This is a genomic window from Mesorhizobium atlanticum (genome assembly GCF_003289965.1).
GTDB classification, from domain to species: Bacteria; Pseudomonadota; Alphaproteobacteria; order Rhizobiales; family Rhizobiaceae; genus Mesorhizobium; species Mesorhizobium atlanticum.
The window spans coordinates 212,458-229,940 of sequence record NZ_QMBQ01000010.1 but is presented as its reverse complement, the minus strand read 5'-3'; the positions used below and the strand labels follow the sequence as shown (position 1 = coordinate 229,940).

Annotated in this window: 17 protein-coding genes; 8 read left to right on the top strand and 9 right to left on the bottom strand. The window is 66.7% G+C overall.

The genetic code is table 11. The features are described from left to right. Positions 1-25 precede the first annotated feature (25 nt). Both DPM35_RS28485 and DPM35_RS28480 read right to left on the bottom strand, forming a co-directional pair. Positions 26-268, bottom strand: coding sequence for a hypothetical protein (locus tag DPM35_RS28485; protein WP_112130563.1), 243 nt, complete (start codon positions 266-268; stop codon positions 26-28). A gap of 176 nt (positions 269-444) precedes the next feature. Next, the gene (locus tag DPM35_RS28480) at positions 445-843 is read right to left on the bottom strand and encodes a low affinity iron permease family protein (RefSeq protein ID WP_112130561.1); all 399 of its coding nucleotides are present in this window, start codon (positions 841-843) and stop codon (positions 445-447) included. Positions 844-1,163: 320 nt separating this feature from the next. Here DPM35_RS28480 and DPM35_RS28475 point away from each other — a divergent pair, with 320 nt between their 5' ends. The 5 genes from DPM35_RS28475 (at position 1,164) to DPM35_RS28455 (ending at position 6,203) form a co-directional block, all read left to right on the top strand. Beyond that, positions 1,164-1,358 carry a hypothetical protein gene (locus DPM35_RS28475; protein ID WP_112130559.1) on the top strand — a complete coding sequence of 65 codons (195 nt, stop codon included), beginning with the start codon at positions 1,164-1,166 and terminating at the stop codon, positions 1,356-1,358. A 128-nt stretch (positions 1,359-1,486) separates the two neighbouring features. After that, the gene (locus DPM35_RS28470; protein ID WP_112130557.1) at positions 1,487-1,795 is read left to right on the top strand and encodes a hypothetical protein; all 309 of its coding nucleotides are present in this window, start codon (positions 1,487-1,489) and stop codon (positions 1,793-1,795) included. A gap of 226 nt (positions 1,796-2,021) precedes the next feature. Beyond that, positions 2,022-3,389, top strand: coding sequence for an NfeD family protein (locus DPM35_RS28465; RefSeq protein ID WP_112130651.1), 1,368 nt, complete (start codon positions 2,022-2,024; stop codon positions 3,387-3,389). Then, positions 3,386-4,144 carry a slipin family protein gene (locus DPM35_RS28460; RefSeq protein WP_112130555.1) on the top strand — a complete coding sequence of 253 codons (759 nt, stop codon included), beginning with the start codon at positions 3,386-3,388 and terminating at the stop codon, positions 4,142-4,144. Before DPM35_RS28465 ends, DPM35_RS28460 begins: the two co-directional genes overlap by 4 nt. Before the next feature lie 163 nt (positions 4,145-4,307). Further along, complete coding sequence (locus DPM35_RS28455) at positions 4,308-6,203, top strand: diguanylate cyclase (RefSeq protein WP_181592181.1); 1,896 nt, start codon at positions 4,308-4,310, stop codon at positions 6,201-6,203. Between the two features lie 33 nt (positions 6,204-6,236). On the opposite strand, the gene DPM35_RS28450 is transcribed toward DPM35_RS28455, so the two are convergent. From DPM35_RS28450 to DPM35_RS28440, 3 genes are all read right to left on the bottom strand, one after another. After that, complete coding sequence (locus tag DPM35_RS28450; RefSeq protein ID WP_245431679.1) at positions 6,237-6,722, bottom strand: hypothetical protein; 486 nt, start codon at positions 6,720-6,722, stop codon at positions 6,237-6,239. 66 nt (positions 6,723-6,788) lie between these two features. Further along, positions 6,789-7,178, bottom strand: coding sequence for a VOC family protein (locus tag DPM35_RS28445; RefSeq protein WP_112130647.1), 390 nt, complete (start codon positions 7,176-7,178; stop codon positions 6,789-6,791). 119 nt (positions 7,179-7,297) lie between these two features. Then, a complete protein-coding gene (locus tag DPM35_RS28440; RefSeq protein ID WP_112130551.1) occupies positions 7,298-8,227 on the bottom strand; it encodes a LysR family transcriptional regulator in 930 nt (309 codons plus the stop codon). A gap of 98 nt (positions 8,228-8,325) precedes the next feature. On the opposite strand from DPM35_RS28440, the gene DPM35_RS28435 reads away from it, so the two are divergent. After that, positions 8,326-9,336, top strand: a complete 1,011-nt coding sequence (locus DPM35_RS28435; RefSeq protein ID WP_112130549.1) for a zinc-dependent alcohol dehydrogenase family protein — start codon at positions 8,326-8,328, stop codon at positions 9,334-9,336. A gap of 162 nt (positions 9,337-9,498) precedes the next feature. On the opposite strand, the gene DPM35_RS28430 is transcribed toward DPM35_RS28435, so the two are convergent. Genes DPM35_RS28430 through DPM35_RS28420 form a run of 3 tightly spaced genes read right to left on the bottom strand, consistent with a single transcriptional unit; the run spans position 9,499 to position 13,270 of the window. Next, entirely contained in the window at positions 9,499-11,793 is a 2,295-nt protein-coding gene (locus tag DPM35_RS28430) for a xanthine dehydrogenase family protein molybdopterin-binding subunit (RefSeq protein ID WP_112130546.1), read from the bottom strand. Continuing rightward, a complete protein-coding gene (locus tag DPM35_RS28425) occupies positions 11,790-12,773 on the bottom strand; it encodes an FAD binding domain-containing protein (RefSeq protein ID WP_112130544.1) in 984 nt (327 codons plus the stop codon). Before DPM35_RS28425 ends, DPM35_RS28430 begins: the two co-directional genes overlap by 4 nt. Beyond that, positions 12,770-13,270: a (2Fe-2S)-binding protein gene (locus DPM35_RS28420; RefSeq protein WP_181592180.1), complete on the bottom strand. Its 501-nt coding sequence runs from the start codon at positions 13,268-13,270 to the stop codon at positions 12,770-12,772. Before DPM35_RS28420 ends, DPM35_RS28425 begins: the two co-directional genes overlap by 4 nt. Positions 13,271-13,753: 483 nt before the next feature. On the opposite strand from DPM35_RS28420, the gene DPM35_RS28410 reads away from it, so the two are divergent. Next, the gene (locus DPM35_RS28410) at positions 13,754-14,350 is read left to right on the top strand and encodes a TetR/AcrR family transcriptional regulator (RefSeq protein ID WP_112130643.1); all 597 of its coding nucleotides are present in this window, start codon (positions 13,754-13,756) and stop codon (positions 14,348-14,350) included. A 175-nt stretch (positions 14,351-14,525) separates the two neighbouring features. Next, entirely contained in the window at positions 14,526-15,356 is an 831-nt protein-coding gene (locus DPM35_RS28405; protein WP_112130540.1) for an aldo/keto reductase, read from the top strand. 8 nt (positions 15,357-15,364) lie between these two features. On the opposite strand, the gene DPM35_RS28400 is transcribed toward DPM35_RS28405, so the two are convergent. Then, positions 15,365-17,449 carry an alpha/beta fold hydrolase gene (locus DPM35_RS28400; protein ID WP_112130538.1) on the bottom strand — a complete coding sequence of 695 codons (2,085 nt, stop codon included), beginning with the start codon at positions 17,447-17,449 and terminating at the stop codon, positions 15,365-15,367. Between the last annotated feature and the right edge of the window lie 34 nt (positions 17,450-17,483).

The following is a 17,483-nucleotide window of genomic DNA, read 5'->3' as shown; positions in this document are numbered from 1 at the left end:
CCGTTTCATGCCGCCCCTCGGGAACTCACAGCCCAAGTGTCCAGCCGGCCGCCATTTGTTGTGATTTCCTGATCGGCCTGAATGGAGGGGCCATGATGGCCGGCCGATGGGTGGCCTCGACGAAAGCGGCCGCGGCCGTCTCCGCGGCATCGGCGAAATGGTCGACCCTGTCGAAGCGCTTCACCACGCGCTCATGCAGCATCGACAGCCTTGCGGCCCGGTGGAGATCGGCGCGCTTCTCGCCATGCATATCGAGTGGAGCGAACATAACCATCCCCGCAAACGGCGATGCCAGGCGTTTGTTCCGATCGGCCCGGGTGAACGCTGCGCCGGGATGGCTTCGCGGGTCGGAGACGCTTCCGCGATCGCGTAATTTCGCCGCCGCCCGCGAGGCCTATCTTTGCCTGGCGGCGGTGCCCATTCCGCCTTCGGCCGGTGCCTCAGCTACCCCAACGAACCCCCGCCCACTGGGGCGCCGGCCTCATCCCTTGCGCCATTCGAGCTTCCCGAAGCCTCCAGGCGCTCGGCCTCCATCTCCAGTTCCACCAGCTTGGACTTGATCTCATGCGGCTCGGAATGTTCGAGCCCGACCACGTCGTTGCGCGTCTGCTTCAGCGCAATGACGATCTCGTCGAGCTTGGCGTGGATAGCGGCGGTGTCCCGGTAGCCCTGGATGAGGACCACCCCGGTGATGATGATGGCCGCCACCGACAGGGCATAGGTCACCACGTTTGTAAGCCCGAAGGGCACCAGCAGCGTGCAGGCGGCCATGGCGGCAAGCATTGCGTAGAAGCCCGGCGGGCGCGACAGGAAATCCGCGGCGCGGAAGAGCAGGCGGTTCATCGCCGCCTATCCGAGCAGCATGCCGGCTACAAGCACGGTGAGCAGCACCGATACCGGCACGGCCAGCAGCCAGCGCGCCTCCAGAACACTGTTGCGATTGTCGTCCATGTTCGTTGCTCCTGTTGGCGGGCGCATGCCGCGCGTTCCACGCTGGCAAACGGGGGTGGGAAGCCTTCGTTCCCCTGATCAGGCCACGGTCGCAACGCGATGTCGGACCGAGGTCGGACCGGCGCGCGAAGAGGGCCGAGCGACGCAACCAAACCCAGGGTTTCGCATTGGCACGCGCGCTGATTTGCGCGCGCCGCCGATAGGGAGCAGACATGAGCCTCGATAGACCGACGGACGATGTGGACGACCAACCATACGAGCCGGCGTTCTTCGCCAGCAAATACGGCCTGCCGCCCAGGCTCGCCAAAACGATGATCGAGGCCAACGGCCCCGGGCGGCGCGCCTGCGACGCCGCCGCCAAGACCTACCTGCGCTACATGGCGCTTCGGCGTCGGCGCGAAAGCTGAGCCTTGCCGCCAGCCGTGCTTTTCCGCCTGCCGCGCTCCCGCTGCGCGATGCAACCCGGATCGGAACCAAAGCGGCGGGCGGCTGTTTATCCGGCGAAGGGACGAGTTCAGGAATTAGGAATAGAGCAATGAAAACAGTGCTTCTTGCTGCCCTGGCGCTCTGTGTCGCCGCCCCCGCGGTCGCTTCCGCGGCGGAGGCCGATGTCATGATCAGGACGCATCACAGGCATTATTATCACCACCGCCCGGCGATCGTCATCAATGACGAAGGCCACCGCCTTCATCACCGTCATCACGGCACGATCGCCTTCTACGACAATGGCGAGCGCGGCTGGCGTCACCGCCATCACCGTCGCGACACGGTCGTCGTCACGAGTTCGATCGGCCACCGGCACCATCATCGTCCGGTCGTGGTCGAGAGCGGCTCCGACTATTGACGCAACGCGGCCGGCTTGTGCGTAACGAAGCACCGGCCGGCCGCGTTTGTTTGCCGATTTTATTCCTCGCGCGGGTCTCCCGCGCCGCCGGATCGTCGCAGTAGCGATGGCCGCCTCGTGATCGCCGCTCGAGCGGCTTTGCGGGGCAGGATCGCGCGTCGCGCCTTCAACGCCCCATTGGACTTCGCCGCGACACAACCCATATTTGGGCCATGGAGCTTTGAGCGTGAGCATCGCGCGGGTGGCCCTCTTCGCCGTTGCTCTTTTGGGCGCGGCCGTTTCTGCCTTCTCCTCCGCCGGGAGCGGGAAGGTTGCGTTGAGCATCGCCGTCGACGGCGCCATCGGGCCGGCAAGCACCAGGCAGCTCGAGGACGCGCTCGACACCGCCGTCAGGCGCGACGCCGCGGTCCTCATCCTTCAGCTCGATACGCCTGGCGGCCTCGTCACCTCGATGCGCGAGATGATCGCCGACATCCTGGCCTCGCCCGTGCCCGTCATCGGTTATGTCGCGCCCTCCGGTGGCCACGCGGCGAGCGCCGGCACCTACATCCTCTACGCCACCCACGTCGCGGCAATGGCGCCCGGCACCAATCTCGGCGCCGCGACGCCGGTCGAGCTCGGCGGCCTGCCGTCGCTTCCAGGCAGCGAGAAGGACAAGGACCAGAAGGACGCAAGCGGGCAGCCGGCCGGCGACGCGATGATGGCCAAGGTGACCAATGACGCGGTGGCGCTCATCCGCTCGCTCGCCGAGATGCGCGGGCGCAATGGCGACTGGGGCGAGAAGGCGGTGCGCGAGGCGGCGAGCCTGTCGGCCAACGCCGCGCTGCAGGAACATGTCATCGACTTCGTCGCCCGCGACACCACCGAGCTTCTGCAACTTGCCGACGGGCGCACCGTTGAGGTGGCCGGCAGGAAAGAGGTGCTGGCGACCAGAGGACTGCCGGTCGAGACTCTGGAGCCCGGCTGGTTCATCCGGTTGCTGGCCGTCATCACCGACCCGAACACGGCAATCATCCTGATGCTGGTCGGCGTCTACGGCATCGTCTTCGAGTTCACCACCCCGGGCGCCGTGGCGCCGGGCGTCATCGGCACCATCTGCCTTGTGCTCGGGCTCTATGCGCTGAACCTCTTGCCGATCAACTATACCGGTCTCGCCCTGATGATGCTCGGCGTCGCCTTCCTGATCGTCGAGGCCTTCAACCCCACCGTGGTGCTGGGGCTGGGCGGCGTCGCCGCCTTCCTGCTGGGCTCCGCCATGCTGCTCAAGGTCGAAGGGCCGGGCTTTGCCATGTCCTGGGCGGTCATCGGCCCGGCCGCCGCGCTGACGCTCGGGCTGGCGTTGCTCACCGGCACCTATGTCTGGGCGGCGCGCAAGAACCCGCCGCGCGTCGGCGGCGAGGCGATGCGCGGCCTTCCGGTCGAGATCCTCGACTGGCAGGGCGGCGAGGGGCATGTGCTGGCTTTGGGCGAGCGCTGGCGGGCGAGGGCAGGCGAGCCAATGCAGCCCGGCGACCGTGTCGAGGTGACCGATGTCAGCGACCTCGTGCTGACGGTGCGGCGTCGCGATGCAGGCAACAACGGAGCAATAAAATGATGGTCGGATACGTGGCCTATCTCATCATTGCGGTGGCTGTGATCATTTTCCTGGCGGCGGCAATCCGCATTCTCAGGGAATATGAGCGCGGCGTGGTCTTCACGCTCGGCCGCTTCACCGGGGTCAAAGGCCCCGGCCTGATCATCCTCGTCCCCTTCGTCCAGCAGATGGTGCGGGTCGACCTGCGCGTGGTGGTGCAGGACGTGCCGCCGCAGGATGTCATCTCGCGCGACAATGTCTCGGTCAAGGTCAACGCCGTGCTCTATTTCCGCATCGTCGACGCCGAGCGGGCGATCATCCAGGTCGAGGATTTCATGGCCGCCACCAACCAGCTGGCGCAGACCACGCTGCGCTCGGTGCTCGGCAAGCATGAGCTCGACGAGATGCTGGCCGAGCGCGACAAGCTCAACAGCGACATCCAGGAAATACTCGACCAGCGCACCGATGCCTGGGGCATCAAGGTTTCCAATGTCGAGATCAAGCATGTCGACCTCAATGAGAGCATGATCCGCGCCATCGCCAAGCAGGCCGAGGCCGAGCGGCTGCGCCGCGCCAAGGTGATCAACGCCGACGGTGAGCAGCAGGCGGCGGCGAAGCTGGTCGAGGCCGGCCGCATGCTGGCAACCGAGCCGCAGGCCATGCAGTTGCGCTATTTCGAGGCCCTGCACGACATTGCCGGCGAGCGTTCGTCGACGGTGGTGTTCCCCCTGCCGGTGGAACTGCTCGGGCAGTTCATGAAGGCGCAGGGCAAGTGAGGCACTGACCCTGCTGCTTCCCATGGTGTGAGGCGAAGGGCTTCACCAAGGGGGAGTCGCGTTCCCGGTGCAACCGCTAAACAACCGCAAGTGGCCGCCCTTTAACCCGGAAACAACTTTTCAGGTGCTTTTTATGGGCTCCATCGGAGGTCGGTTTCGGTTCATGTGGCAGCATCTTACGGCAAATCTCGCCGCGGTGGCGCTGTTCGTTTCCGGCTGGAACTATGTCCAGCCCTGGCTCGAGGGACGCTCGCAAAAGTTCAGGCTGCTCGTCTTCGGCTGCATCATGGGCTGGGGCGCGCTGGCCTCCATGCTGTTGACCGTCGAGATTAAGCCGGGCGTCCTGCTGGATCTCAGGACGTCGCTGGTTGCGACGGCCGGTCTGTTCGCCGGCCTGCCGGGCGCATTGGTGGCCGCCTCTTTTCCGCTGGGATATCGCCTCGCGATCGGCGGCCACGGCCTGATTGCCGGACTGACCGGCATTGCGGTGGCGTTCGCCGCCGGCGTTCTTGCCAACCGTATCATCGGGCGCCGCCAGACGCGCGCCTGGCAAGTGCCGGTGTTTGCGGTTTGTGTCGGCCTGTCCGAGCTGGCGTCGATATCGATCCTGCCGCAGACGGCCGCGCCCGATATCGACGTGCGCCTCTTGCTGCCGCTCGTGGCACTCAATATGGCGGCAACCGCCGTGGCCGGCCTCGTCGTGCTGCACACCCAGCTTGTCGCCAAGGAGCGCGATCTGCTGCGCGCCGCGGTCGCCCAGGCGCCGGACTTCTATTATGTCAAGAACACGCGCGGCCAGTTCGTCGCCGTGAACCAGACGGTCGCCACCTACAATGGCTATGACCACCCCGTGCAGATGACGGGCAAGACCGACTTCGACATAGCCGACGCCGCTCGCGCCCGCATCCTTGGCGGGTTGGAACAGAAGATGCTGGAATCGGGCGAGGGGATCGCCGGCTTCGAGGAACAGGTCCCCGACCTGAAGGGTAGTCTTCGCTGGTTCTCGACCTCCAAGACACCGTTGCGCGACGTCGATGGCAATGTCATCGGCCTTGTCGGCGTCACGCGCGACATCACCGGCCAGAAGCAACTCGAGCAGACGCTGCTCGAGGCCAAGAACCAGCTCTCCTACGCGCTCTCGGAGATGTCGGACGGCCTTGCCATGTTCGATGCCGAGGGGGTTCTGGTCTTCTGCAACCAGCAATACCGGGAACTGTTTCCGCTGACCGGCGACCTGCGCGTCCCCGGCACGCGGCTGCGCGACATACTGGAAGCCGTGACCGTGACCGGCGAGCAGGTGGGTATTCCCAAAGGCCACGAACGGGAATGGATAGACGCCGTGGTTGGCAAGCTGCACACGACCGGCGAACAGCAGGTCAAGCTTTTCGACGGCCATTGGCTGCTGCTGAGAACGAGACCTACCCAGGCCGGCCTGGCGCTGGTGGTGGTCTCCGACATCACTGAGATCAAGAGCACCGAGGGAGAGCTCACCACGCTCAGCAACCAGCTGGCGCAGCTCGCCAACACCGATCCGCTGCTGGGTGTCGGCAATCGGCGCGCGTTCGACCAGGCGCTGGCTGGGGTGGTCGCGGAGACCAGCCAGTCTGAGCGGGAAATCGCGCTGCTCCTGATCGATGTCGATTCGTTCAAGGCCTATAACGACCGTTACGGACACCTTGCCGGAGACGAGTGCCTGCGCCAGATCGCCGACTGCCTGCGCCAGCGCACCCGTGTGGGCGATTTCGTGGCGCGCTATGGCGGCGAGGAATTTGCCGTCATCCTGCCGGATACGTCGGCGGCCGGCGCCATGCGCGTCGCCGACAATCTGCGGGCGGCGGTGCGCGAGCGGGCGCTGGAACATGATCGCAGCGCGCGCAAGGTCGTCACCATCAGCGTCGGTGTCGCCATCAGCGGCCCGAGCGCCCGCCACGACCCGACCAGCATGATCCTGCAGGCGGACAAGGCTCTCTACGCCGCCAAGGCAAGCGGGCGCGACGCCACGCGACTGGCCGAGCCGGACGTCGGCTTCCAACCCATTCCGCTTCCGCGCAAGGCGTGACCGAGCGCGGCGGGAAAGGCACCGGAACGGACGTCAATCCGCTTCGCCGCCCGAAGCCTTGCCGCACTCGGCCAGCACCTTGCCGATCGCGGCGCCTGAGCCTTTCAGCGGAAACGTCGCCTCGCCAAACTTGTCCGCGCTGACCGTCACGTCGCCCTTGCCGCGCAGGAGCGAAAGCAACGGGTCGGCGGGGCCGGAGAGCTCGGTGGTGAAGTTATTGTACATCGCCTCCAGCTCGAGCTTCTTCGTCAGGCTCTTGTCGCCGGCCTTGAAGGTGAAGGAGCCGCTGATGCCGGGCTCCAACTGGCCGCCCGCGGCGCCGAGGTCGTAGCTCAGCACCGGCTTGCCGAAACAGGCGAGCATCAGATGCGCATCGCCCTTCGGCCCGCCGCAGACCGAGGCCATCATCACGCTGCCGCCCTCGTCCTCCTCCATCTTGGCCGACCAGGAGCAGGACGCGGCATGGGCGGGCAGGGCGGTGAGCAGTGCCAGGATGAATGTCGTCAGCGCGCGTTTCATGATCGCCCCCTTCGTGATGCGGTGGATCATACAGAGATTGGCGATAACGGGCGAGACGAGTTGAGGTCACCAGTCCTTGGCCGGCTGGAACAGTTCCACCAGATTGCCGGAAGGATCGACAAGCAGGATTTGTGAGCCGCCCGGCCCCCTCACGATTTCATTGCGGAAGCTGAGGCCCGCCGCCCGCAGCCGGGCAACCTCGGCCGCAATATCCTCTACGATCAGATGGATGCGGTTCCAGCCCCCTGGGCCCGGGCGCTCGCCATCCGGCATCGGCCTGCCCGCTGAACTGGTCGGACCGCTGAGGAGCAGCCGGAGCGCTCCCCTCGAGACATCCGCGAAGGCTGGCGCGTGGTTCGAAAGCTGCGTGAAGCCCAGGTGCTTTGTGTACCAGGTCAAGGCCTCTTCGACGTCGTTGAGCATGTAGCGGACATTTACAGTCGTGGACATTAGCATTGCCTCTTGCATGAGCGGGTGAACAGCTTAGCCGCCAGGCTGCCAAATTCTTGCTCTTAGTCCTGAATGCCTTGATCAAGCCGTCCAGGACTTCCGCTGACATCTCGAACATTGCCTGGTCACCGCCGCCAGGGCGGCTCGGGTGAAAATCGCTTGCCGATCCACTCGGCGAAGGCGCGCGTCTTGGCGGCCTGGCCCTTGGCCGAGGGTGTGACGACATAGACCGCGCCCTCGTCGGCCAGCGTCCAGTCTTCCAGGATCGGCACCAGCCGGCCGCTGGCGAGCTCGCGTCCAACCAGCCAGTCGGTGCTCATCATCAGGCCGACGCCTTGCACGGCGGCTTCGACCAGCACCTCGGCGTCGTCGCTGACCAGCGGTCCCGAAACCTCGACGCGCGCGCGCCGGCCCTCGCGGTCGGTCATCTCCCAGGCCGGAAAGGTCTGGAAGCCGGTGAAGCCAAGGCAGGAATGATCGAGCAGCGCCTGCGGGGTCTCCGGCCTGCCCCTTCGGGCGAGGTAGGACGGGGCGGCGCAGAGCAGCCGGCGCCGCGTCGCCACCTTGCGCGCCACCAGGCGTGAATCCTCCAGGCTGCCCAGCCGCACGGCAACGTCGAAATTCTCGGCGACGAGATCAGCGAAACGGTTGGAGAATTCGGCCTCGATGCGCAGATCCGGGAACTCGGCGAGGAACTGCGGCAGGAACGGGGCTATCCACATGCGCCCGAACGTGCCGGGCAGCGCCAGCCTGAGCAGTCCGCGCGGCCGGCCGCCGGCATGGGCGGAGGCGGCAGCTTCGGCCTCGTCCACAGAGGCCAGGATGGCGCGCACGCGCACCAGGAATTCCGCGCCCGCCTCGGTCAGCGACACGCTGCGCGTCGTGCGGTGGAGCAGCCGCACCCCCAGGCGCTCTTCCAGCGATTGCAGCCGGCGCGACAGGATGGTCGCGTCGCGCCCAACCCTCGCCGCCGCCCGGGTGAAGGAACGCGCCTCGGCGACCGCCGCGAAAGCGGCCATTTCGGCAAGGGCGGAGGGCTCCAGCGATTGCTGCATGGTTTGCAAGACTCAAATGCAAAAGCCGACAATTATCGAGGCATAGCGCAGCAGATAGCTTCACTCAACCGTCAATCGACCACCCACGGAGTGAACCCATGAAAGCCATCGAACTCAGCCAGCCCAGGCTTGACGCCTTCCGCGCCGCCAGCGTTGCCACGCCTGAACCGCAGCGCGGCGAGGTGCTGATCCGCCAGCGCGCGGCGAGCTTGAATTTCGTCGACGTCGCCGTGGCGAGCGGCAACTATCCCGGCCCGGTTTTCCCGCTCATACCCGTCGCCGACGGCGCCGGCGAGATCGTCGCGCTCGGCGAGGGCGTGACCACGTTTTCCGTCGGCGATCGCGTCGTCGCCCATGCCAAGCCGCGCTGGATCGGCGGCCGGCCGCGGCCCTACGAGATGACGCAGATGCGCGGCATCTCGTTGCCCGGATCGCTCGCCGAATATGTCGCGCTGCCGGCCAATTCGGTCGTGCCGGTCCCGCCGCATCTTTCCTTCGAGGCGGCCTCGACGCTGCCCATCGCCGGCACCACCGCGTGGAACGCGATCCGCGCCGCCGATGTCGGACCGGGCTCCGTCGTCGTGCTGCTCGGCACCGGCGGCGTCTCGATCTTCACGCTGCAGCTCGCCAAGGCGGCCGGGGCCACCGTCATCATCACCTCGTCTTCGGACGAGAAGCTGGAGCGGGCCAGGGCGCTTGGCGCCGATCACCTGATCAACTACCGCTCGACGCCGGACTGGGACGACAAGGTGCTGGAATTGACCGACGGCCTCGGCGCCGACCTCGTCGTCGAGACTGGCGGCACCGCCACCTTCGCGCGTGCCGTCAACGCCACCGCGCCCGGCGGAACGCTGTTCACCATCGGCTTCGTCACCGGCGCCGAGGCGACGGTCAACCTGCTGCCGATCATCATCAAGGCGCTGAAGGTGGTGGGCAACAACACCGGATCGGTGTCCGACCTCAAAGACGCCGCCCGCGCGATCGGGGCCGCCAGGATCGAGCCGGTCGTCGACAAGGTGTTTTCGCAGGGCGAGGCGACCGAAGCCTATACCCACATGGCCGCCGGCGGCCTGCATTTCGGCAAGCTGGTGTTCGGGCTGGATTGGTAGCCGACGCTTGAGATTGGCCAAGGCGGTCGAGCGAATGATCTCCCCCCCTTGTGGGGGAGATGTCCGGCAGGACAGAGGGGGGCGGTGTCCCGGCGACGCTTTCAAGGCTTGGGTTCCTCGCCCCCGCCAAAGGCGGGGGAGAGGAACCTTGATCTCGGGACCTCAGATCAACTTCTCCAGCGTGATCGGCAGATCCCTTACCCTTTTCCCCGTCGCGTGGAACACCGCGTTGGCGATCGCCGGCGCAATCCCCACGATCGCCAGTTCCCCGACCCCCTTGCCGCCGAGGGCGGAGGAGTGCGGGTCGGGAATGCCGACCGAGATGGTCTGGAGGTCGGGAACGTCGGCATTGGTCGGCAGCATGTAGTCGGCGAAATTGCCGTTGACGATGCGGCCGTGGCGGCGGTCGACGATGCCTTCCTCGAGCAGCGCCTGGCCGATGCCCATGATGATGCCTCCCTTCCACTGGCTTTCGGCCAGCTTGGGGTTGTAGAGCCGGCCCGAATCCAGCGCCGACACCACGCGCGACACGCGCACCGTGCCGAAGTCTTCATCCACCCGCACCTCGACGAAATGCGCGCACCAGGAATAGCGCGACCAGTCGCCCTCTGTGTGCGGGATCGACATGGCGATGGTGGTGTAGTTCTTGTAGCGCTCCTGCGGCGTCGTGCTGGCTGGCAGCGTATCGCCCTTGGCCTCGATCCGGTCGCGGCCGACAGCAGCCATGAACTCGGCGATCGACAGATCCGGCCCTTCGCCGCGCGGCGAGGCGATGCGGCCGTCCCGCACTTGCAGCGTGTTCGCCTGCAGCTTCTGGAACGGCGAGCGCGGGTCGGAAAGCGCCAGGCCGATGAGCTCGTCCAGCGCCTGGCCGGCCGCCTTGTAGACGGCGCCGGTCATGACGCCGGCCAGCCGCGACCCGCCGGTGACGCCGGCGCGGGCGAAGTGGGAATCTCCCAGCTTCACCGACACGCGTTCCACCGGCACGCCGAGCGTCTCGGCCGCAGTCTGCGCCAGGATCGTGTAGGTGCCCTGGCCCATGTCGATGGAGGAGCTTTCGACCTCGACCGAACCGTCGCCGAGTATCTTGACCACCGCCTCGCCATGCGCGCGCCGCACCGGGTAGGTGCCGGCCGCCACGCCCCAGCCGATGAGCTGATGGCCGTCCCGCATCGAGCGTGGCTCAGGCGGGCGTTTCGCCCAGCCGAAGGCTTCCGCTCCTGCTGCAAAGGCCTCGCGCAGCTGCCTGGTCGACCACGCCTTCTTCGTATGCGGATCCTGTTCGGCATAGTTGATCAGCCGCATCTCGAGCGGGTCGATGCCCAGTTCATAGGCCAGCTCGTCTATGGCGCATTCGATGCCGAAGGCGCTCGGGTTCTCGCCCGGCGCGCGCTTTGCGCCCGGCACCACCGTGTTCACCCGCACCACATTCTGCTTCGAGGAGAAATTCGGCGTGGCATACATGATCGAGGTGACCGAGCCGAGCGGCTCGACCCACATGCCGTCGACCGCCGTCTCGTTGACGCCGCGATGCACGATCGACTGGATCCTGCCATCCCTGTCGGCGCCGATCGCCACCGTCTGCCGCGTCGCCGCGCGGCCGCCATAGGACGTGAAATTCTGCGGCCGGTTAAGCACCAGCTTCACCGGCCGTCCGAGCATCTTGGCGGCGGCCGCCGCCACCGCGCTGTGCGCCAGCGCCAGCGCCTTCGAGCCGAAGCCGCCGCCGATATAGGGCGAGACCAGCCGCACATTCTCGAACGGCACGCCGAACCACTCGGCATAAGTACGCGCCATCCCGTCGAGCCATTGGCTGGGCTCCCAGATGGTCAGCTCGTCGCCTTCCCAGCGCGCGATCAGCCCATGCGGCTCCATCGCCGCCTGGAATTCGCGCGGTGTGTTGTAGGCCGCGCAGATGCGCACCGGGGCGGCGGCGAAGGCGGCCTGCGCGTCGCCCCATTCCTTGGTCATGGCGTCGATCGGGATGCCGTCGCCGGCCTTGCCGTCGCTGAGGTCGACGATGGCCGGCGTCTCGTCATACCAGACCTTGAGCAGCGCCGCGGCCGCGACCGCCTGCTCGAAGGTCTCGGCCACCACGGCCGCGATATGCTGGCCCGAATAGCTGACCTCGCGGGCGAGAGGGTTGTAGGTCGGCTGCGGCGAAGGGTTGCCGAACCAGTCCGACGCGCCCTTCAGTTCCATGATGGTGTCGGGCGTCAGCACCGCGAGCACGCCGGGCGCGGTCTCGGCAGCGCGGCTGTCGATGGCCGAGACCTTGCCGGCGGCGATGGTCGCGCCGACCAGCACGGCATGCGTCAGCCCTTCGAGCTGCTGCTCGAAGGCATACTTTGCCGCGCCCGTGATCTTCGCCGGACCGTCGACGCGCGACAGGCGTCCGCCCACCGCTTCCAGGTGCGCGCTGTCCGACGCTGCGTGTTTCATGTCATGAACGGTCATGCCGTCTCTCCCAATTTGAGGATGGCGCGCGCGATCACGCGCGGCGCCAATGCGATCTTGTAGTGGTTGGCGCCATGGTCGACGGCGCCCTCCATGGCGAGCTCGCTCGCCTTGCGGATCGTGTCTTCGGAAAGCGCCTTGCCCTTCAGCGCGTCCTCGACGGCGCGCACCCGCCACGGCTTCGTCGCGACGCCGCCAAGCGCCACGCGGATGTCGCGGACGGTGCGCCCGTCCCCTTCGAGCTCCAGCCCGACGGCGGCGCTTGCCGCGGCGAATTCATAGGACTGGCGGTCGCGCACCTTGATGTAGGTCGAGCGCCTGGCTGCGGCCGAGCCGGGGATTTCGATCGCCGTGATCACCTCGCCGGGTTGGATGTCGTGCTCGCGCTCGGCCGTGGCGCCTGGGGCGAGGAAGAAATCCTCGACCTTGAGCTTGCGCTCGCCGAGATCGACCTCGGCGTCGAAGGCGACGAGCGCCACGGCAAGGTCGCCCGGATAGGTGGCGATGCAGGCTTCGCTCACGCCAAGCACCGCATGGCCGCGCGTCACGCCGCCGATCGCCGAGCAGCCGCTGCCCGGCGCCCGCTTGTTGCAGGCCGGGAAGTTCTGCGGATCGCGGAAATAGGGGCAGCGCGTGCGCTGCATCAGATTGCCGCCGATGCTCGCCATGTTGCGCAATTGCGCCGACGCGGCCTGCCACAGCGCTTCCGAGACAGCCGGGAAGAGGCTCTTCACCTGCTGGTTGTCGGCGACATGGCTCATCCTGGCCAGCGCGCCGATGACGGCGCGGTCGGCGGTCACGTCGATGGCGTTGAGCCCATCGATATGGCTGATGTCGATCACGGTCGAAGGCTCGGCGACGCCGCATTTGGCGAGGTCGATCAGCGTCGTGCCGCCGGCAAGCAGCATCGCGCCGGGAAGGGCGGCCGCGTTGCGGGCGGCCTCGATATTGTCGGCGCGGAAGTAGGAAAAATCTCTCATGAGCGCAGCTCCTGTGCGGCCTGGCGGACGGCGGCGACGATGTTCGGATAGGCGCCGCAGCGGCAAAGATTGCCGGCCATGTATTCGCGGATCTCCTCGTCGGAACCGGCATGCCCCTCGCGGATGCAGGCCACCGCCGACATGATCTGTCCGGGTGTGCAATAGCCGCACTGGAAGGCGTCCTGTTCGAGGAACGCGGCCTGCACGGCGTTGAGCGTGCCGTCCTCGCCGGCCAGGCCTTCGATGGTGGTGATCTCGCGGCCTTCGACCTGCGCTGCCAGGGTCAGGCAGGCAAGCACCCTTTGGCCATCGACATGCACGGTGCAGGCGCCGCACTGGCCCTGGTCGCAGCCCTTCTTGGTGCCGGTGAGATGCAGCCGGTCGCGCAGTGCATCGAGCAGCGTGACGCGCGGCTCGATCTCCAGCGCATGGTCGCGGCCGTTGATGGCGAGATGGATGGAAAGCGTGGTGGGGCTGATGGTGACTTGGTCATTCATGGGGCGTCGGGCTCCAATTGCTGGACGCTTGAGCGGATGGAAATGGGGCTTGGGGGGTGAGGGGCAAGGGCGAGAGTTGAGGTGAGGCGACCTTCGCGTTCGTCGTCCTCGGGCTTGACCCGAGGATCCATGCCGTGACCTTTGCCGAAGGACGCGGCGGGCCAGAATTCTGCACCGTAGCCGCGCTCGCAGGGTATGGCATGGATCCTAGGGTCTGCGCCGCGTCGCTTCGCTCCTTGCTTCGCCCTAGGATGACGAACCCGCGCGCGGGTTCGTTAACCGCAGGCGTTGCAGAATGCCCCCGTCTCCAGCGGCCAGGCGAAGCATTCCGTCCTTGATCTGGTGACATAACGCTTCCCCTGGTTATATGATAAAAGCACTCCACTAAAGCGGAGGTGCCTCCGTTTATTTAACTGGGGTCTGGCCAGCCATGGTTCAACCCCCCATATTGCGTTGGTGGAGAAAAAAGTGCCCGACCAGGAAATGACCGCTGAAGCGACGCGCGATGCGCCTTCGCAGAAGCGGCTGCGCGCCGATGCGCAACGCAACCGCGACAGGCTGGTCGAAGTGGCGGCGCAAATGTTTGCCAGCGACGGCGTCGACGCCTCGCTGGAGGAGATCGCCAAGCGGGCAGGGGTCGGCATCGGCACGCTCTACCGCCATTTCCCGACGCGCGAGCATCTGGTCGAGGTGGTTTACCGCCGCGAGGTGGAAGGCCTTTGCCACGCGGCCGAGGACCTCGCCCGCGAGCATCCGGCCGATGTTGCGCTGGAGCTCTGGATGCAGCGCTTCGTCGACTACATCGCCACCAAGCGGGGCCTCGCCACCAGCCTGCGCCTGCTGCTCACCACCAACTCGACGCTGTTCTCCGACACATCGGGGCGCGTCTCGGGCGCCATGCGAAGCCTGGTCCAGGCCGCCGCCGCCGCGGGAAAAATCCGCGCCGACGTCGACTCTTCCGATGTCATGCATGCGCTCGGTGGCATCTACTCCGCGCCCAACACGCCCGACTGGCGCGAGCGGTCCGGAAGGTTGGTGAAGCTCTTGATGGACGGGTTGCGGTTCGGGGCGAGGGGGTAAGGCGCCGAAGCTGCCATCCATATTAGAGGCGAGCCGGCGCGGGAACTGCTGATCTCCCCCACGAGGGGGGAGATTGGCAGCTTCAGCGTCGCGCCATCTTCTCTATCGCTGACTGGCATTCCCCAACCCGCGGCCTACATAGTCGCCACCACCCTCCCTCCCAAAGGAACCTCCCATGCCCGAACAGCTCAAACTCAACGACGGCGCTACCATTCCCCAGATCGGGCTCGGCGTGTGGCAGGTCGAGCCAAGCATCACCGCAAAGGTGGTGCGCTGGGGCATCGAGGCAGGTTACCGGCTGATCGACACCGCCGAGGGCTACCGCAACGAGGAAGGCGTCGGCGAGGCGATCCGCGCGGCCGGTGTGCCGAGGAACGAGCTCTTCATCACCTCCAAGCTGCGCAACGGCGCGCATCAGCGCGACGCGGCGTTGCGCGCCTTCGACGACACGATGCAAAAACTCGGCATCGACCGGATCGACCTTTTCCTCATCCACTGGCCGGTGCCTGCCCAAAACAAATATGTCGAAGCCTGGAAGACACTGGTCGAGCTGCAGAAGGCCGGCCGCATCAAGTCGGTCGGCGTCTCCAACTTCAACCAGGATCATCTGGAGCGCATCATCGGCGAGACCGGCGTGACGCCCGTCGTCAACCAGATCGAGCTGCATCCGCGCTTCCAGCAGCGCGACAGCAGAGAATTCCACAAGAAGCACAACATCCATATCGAAAGCTGGAGCCCGCTGGGCAGCGGCCGGCTGCTTTCCGACCCGACACTGGAGAAGATCGCGAACAAGCACGGCAAGTCGGTGGCGCAGGTGACCATCCGCTGGCATTTGCAGGAGGGACTGATCGTCATCCCGAAGTCGATCCACCAGGAGCGCATTGCCGGCAATTTCGACGTCTTCGATTTCGAGCTGGACGCGCAGGACATGCAGACCATCCGTGGCCTGGATTCCGCCGACGGCCGCACCGGGCCTGATCCGGCGACCGCCGCGTTCCTGTTCTGAAACGAAAGTCAGGGGCCTGGCGCGGCGCCGGTGACGGCAAAATACTGGAGCGCGCCGGGCAGGCCGCTTGCTTTCATCTCGCCTTGTTCCTCGAAGGTCAGGCCGGAGCCGACGACCAGGTCGCGCATCGTTCGCGATGCGATGATCTGGCCCGGCCGGGCATGATCCAGCAGCCGCGATGTGACCTCGATGGCGATGCCGGAAAAATCCCCGCCGCGCGCCTCGCACTCGCCGATGTGAATCGCCGCGCGCACCTCGAGGCCGCATGGCCTCAGGCGGTTGGCGATGGCCATCGCGCATTCGATCGAGCGCGTCGGGCGTTGGAAAGCCGCGAGCAGCCTGCCGCGCGAGCGCCTGATTTCCGTGCCGCCGCCAAGCAGCAATTCGTCGCGAACGATGTCTGCCCGCTCTGGGGCTTTCGCGTCGTCGGCAGCGCCCTCGATGGCGAGCGCCAGCACCGATATCAGAACCCTTTCCGCGCGCGCCGCCGGCAGCGCACCGGTCACGAAATCCTTGATCTCGTCGATCAGCCCGTCGCAGCCTTCGCCCCAGATCACGTGGTCCCGGCCGGCAAGCTCGACATATCTGGCGCCTTCGATATGCGCCGCCAGATAGCGTCCTTCCTCCGGCTTCACCCACCGGTCGCCGGTCCTCTGCAGCACCAGCGTCGGGACATGGATCGCCGGCAGGATGTCGCGCACGTCGATCTCGGTGCCCCAGCGCCAGAGCGCGATCGCGTCCGCCGGCGAGGCCGAATTCCTGAGATAGGCGGCGAACCACTCGCGCTCGACCATGTTTTCGATCAGGCTGGGCGCGGCGTTGCGCATCTCGGCCGGCTCGCCCCATTGCCGCTCGACGGCGTCGAGATCCTGTTGCACCTCATCGACCGTTCGGGCCCAGGGGTAATCCTTCGACCATGTGCCTCTGGCATAAGATCCAGTGAGCACCAAGGCCGCGGTGCGCTCCGGATAGGTGGCGGCAAACAGGATGCACATCGGTCCGCCTTCGGAGCTGCCGAACAGCACCGTGCGGTTGGAGCCGACATCGTCCAGCACGGCGCGCATGTCTTCCATGCGCTGCTCCAGCGTCGGCAGGCCGACATTGCGGTCGGAGAGGCCGGTGCCGCGCTTGTCGATGCGGATCAGGCGCGAGAAGGAGCCGAGCCGCTTCAGCACATGCGCGAAGCGCGGCGACCCCCAGGCCAGGTCGAGATTGGAGACCCAGCCCTGCACATAGACCAGGTCGACCGGCCCATCGCCCGTCACCTGGTAGGCGATGTTGACGCCGGACGATTTGACATAGCGGGTGGGCGGTCGCGCCGCATCGGGTTCGGTGCTCGAAGCCGGGGGCCGGGCAGGGGACGCGGTGCGGCGGGCGCGCAGCTCCTCATGCAGGTGCCGGGTTTCGGCTTCCGGCATCAGCCGCAGCTCGCGCTGCAGCGCGTCGCGGCACAGCTCATACTGCTTCAGCGCGAGATTGATGCGCCCTTGCGCCGCGTAGCTTCGCATCAGGGCACGATGGGCGTCCTCGCGCAGCGGCTCCATCGCCACCAGGCGCAGGGCGGCCCTTATGCAGGAAGCCGGATCGCCGGCAGCCATGTGGTGATTGATGAGCCTGTCCAGCGCGGACACGACGATCGCCCGCAGGCGCTCGCGCTCGACCCGCAGCCATTCCTCGAACGGCTCTTCCCGCAGGCCGAGCCCGTCCAGCAGGTCGCCGCGATAGACCGCGACGGCCCGTTCGAGATCCTCGGGCGCGGAACTCGCGGCCAGCGCCTCGAAGCGCGCCACGTCGAAATCGAAATCGTCGAGGTGAAGCGCGATGCTCGCGCCATCGGTCAGGAAGCGGCCGCCGCCGGAGACGCTCATGGCCTTGCGGACGGACGACACCGCCTGCCTCAGGCTCATCCGCGCCTGGGCCTCGCCGTTGAGGCTCCAGAGCAGCGCCGCCAGCTTCTCGCGCGACTGCGCCTGGCCGGCCTGCAGCGCAAGATAGGCCACCATGCCGCGCGCCTTGCGGCTGAAGGCGGGAGCCGTCGCCCCGGCGCCGGTAAAGTCGAAACCACCCAGCAGGTGAAGATGCGGCGCCGTCATCGAAAGCCACCCCGACCGTGATCGGGTCAATTCT

What these genes read in the sequence shown, in the direction of transcription:
- DPM35_RS28485 (WP_112130563.1), bottom strand. Translation starts at nt 268, where the DNA reads ATGTTCGCTCCACTCGATATGCATGGCGAGAAGCGCGCCGATCTCCAC.
- DPM35_RS28480 (WP_112130561.1), bottom strand. Translation starts at nt 843, where the DNA reads ATGAACCGCCTGCTCTTCCGCGCCGCGGATTTCCTGTCGCGCCCGCCG.
- DPM35_RS28475 (WP_112130559.1), top strand. Translation starts at nt 1,164, where the DNA reads ATGAGCCTCGATAGACCGACGGACGATGTGGACGACCAACCATACGAG.
- DPM35_RS28470 (WP_112130557.1), top strand. Translation starts at nt 1,487, where the DNA reads ATGAAAACAGTGCTTCTTGCTGCCCTGGCGCTCTGTGTCGCCGCCCCC.
- DPM35_RS28460 (WP_112130555.1), top strand. Translation starts at nt 3,386, where the DNA reads ATGATGGTCGGATACGTGGCCTATCTCATCATTGCGGTGGCTGTGATC.
- DPM35_RS28455 (WP_181592181.1), top strand. Translation starts at nt 4,308, where the DNA reads ATGTGGCAGCATCTTACGGCAAATCTCGCCGCGGTGGCGCTGTTCGTT.
- DPM35_RS28450 (WP_245431679.1), bottom strand. Translation starts at nt 6,722, where the DNA reads ATGAAACGCGCGCTGACGACATTCATCCTGGCACTGCTCACCGCCCTG.
- DPM35_RS28445 (WP_112130647.1), bottom strand. Translation starts at nt 7,178, where the DNA reads ATGCTAATGTCCACGACTGTAAATGTCCGCTACATGCTCAACGACGTC.
- DPM35_RS28440 (WP_112130551.1), bottom strand. Translation starts at nt 8,227, where the DNA reads ATGCAGCAATCGCTGGAGCCCTCCGCCCTTGCCGAAATGGCCGCTTTC.
- DPM35_RS28435 (WP_112130549.1), top strand. Translation starts at nt 8,326, where the DNA reads ATGAAAGCCATCGAACTCAGCCAGCCCAGGCTTGACGCCTTCCGCGCC.
- DPM35_RS28430 (WP_112130546.1), bottom strand. Translation starts at nt 11,793, where the DNA reads ATGACCGTTCATGACATGAAACACGCAGCGTCGGACAGCGCGCACCTG.
- DPM35_RS28425 (WP_112130544.1), bottom strand. Translation starts at nt 12,773, where the DNA reads ATGAGAGATTTTTCCTACTTCCGCGCCGACAATATCGAGGCCGCCCGC.
- DPM35_RS28420 (WP_181592180.1), bottom strand. Translation starts at nt 13,270, where the DNA reads ATGAATGACCAAGTCACCATCAGCCCCACCACGCTTTCCATCCATCTC.
- DPM35_RS28410 (WP_112130643.1), top strand. Translation starts at nt 13,754, where the DNA reads ATGACCGCTGAAGCGACGCGCGATGCGCCTTCGCAGAAGCGGCTGCGC.
- DPM35_RS28405 (WP_112130540.1), top strand. Translation starts at nt 14,526, where the DNA reads ATGCCCGAACAGCTCAAACTCAACGACGGCGCTACCATTCCCCAGATC.
- DPM35_RS28400 (WP_112130538.1), bottom strand. Translation starts at nt 17,449, where the DNA reads ATGACGGCGCCGCATCTTCACCTGCTGGGTGGTTTCGACTTTACCGGC.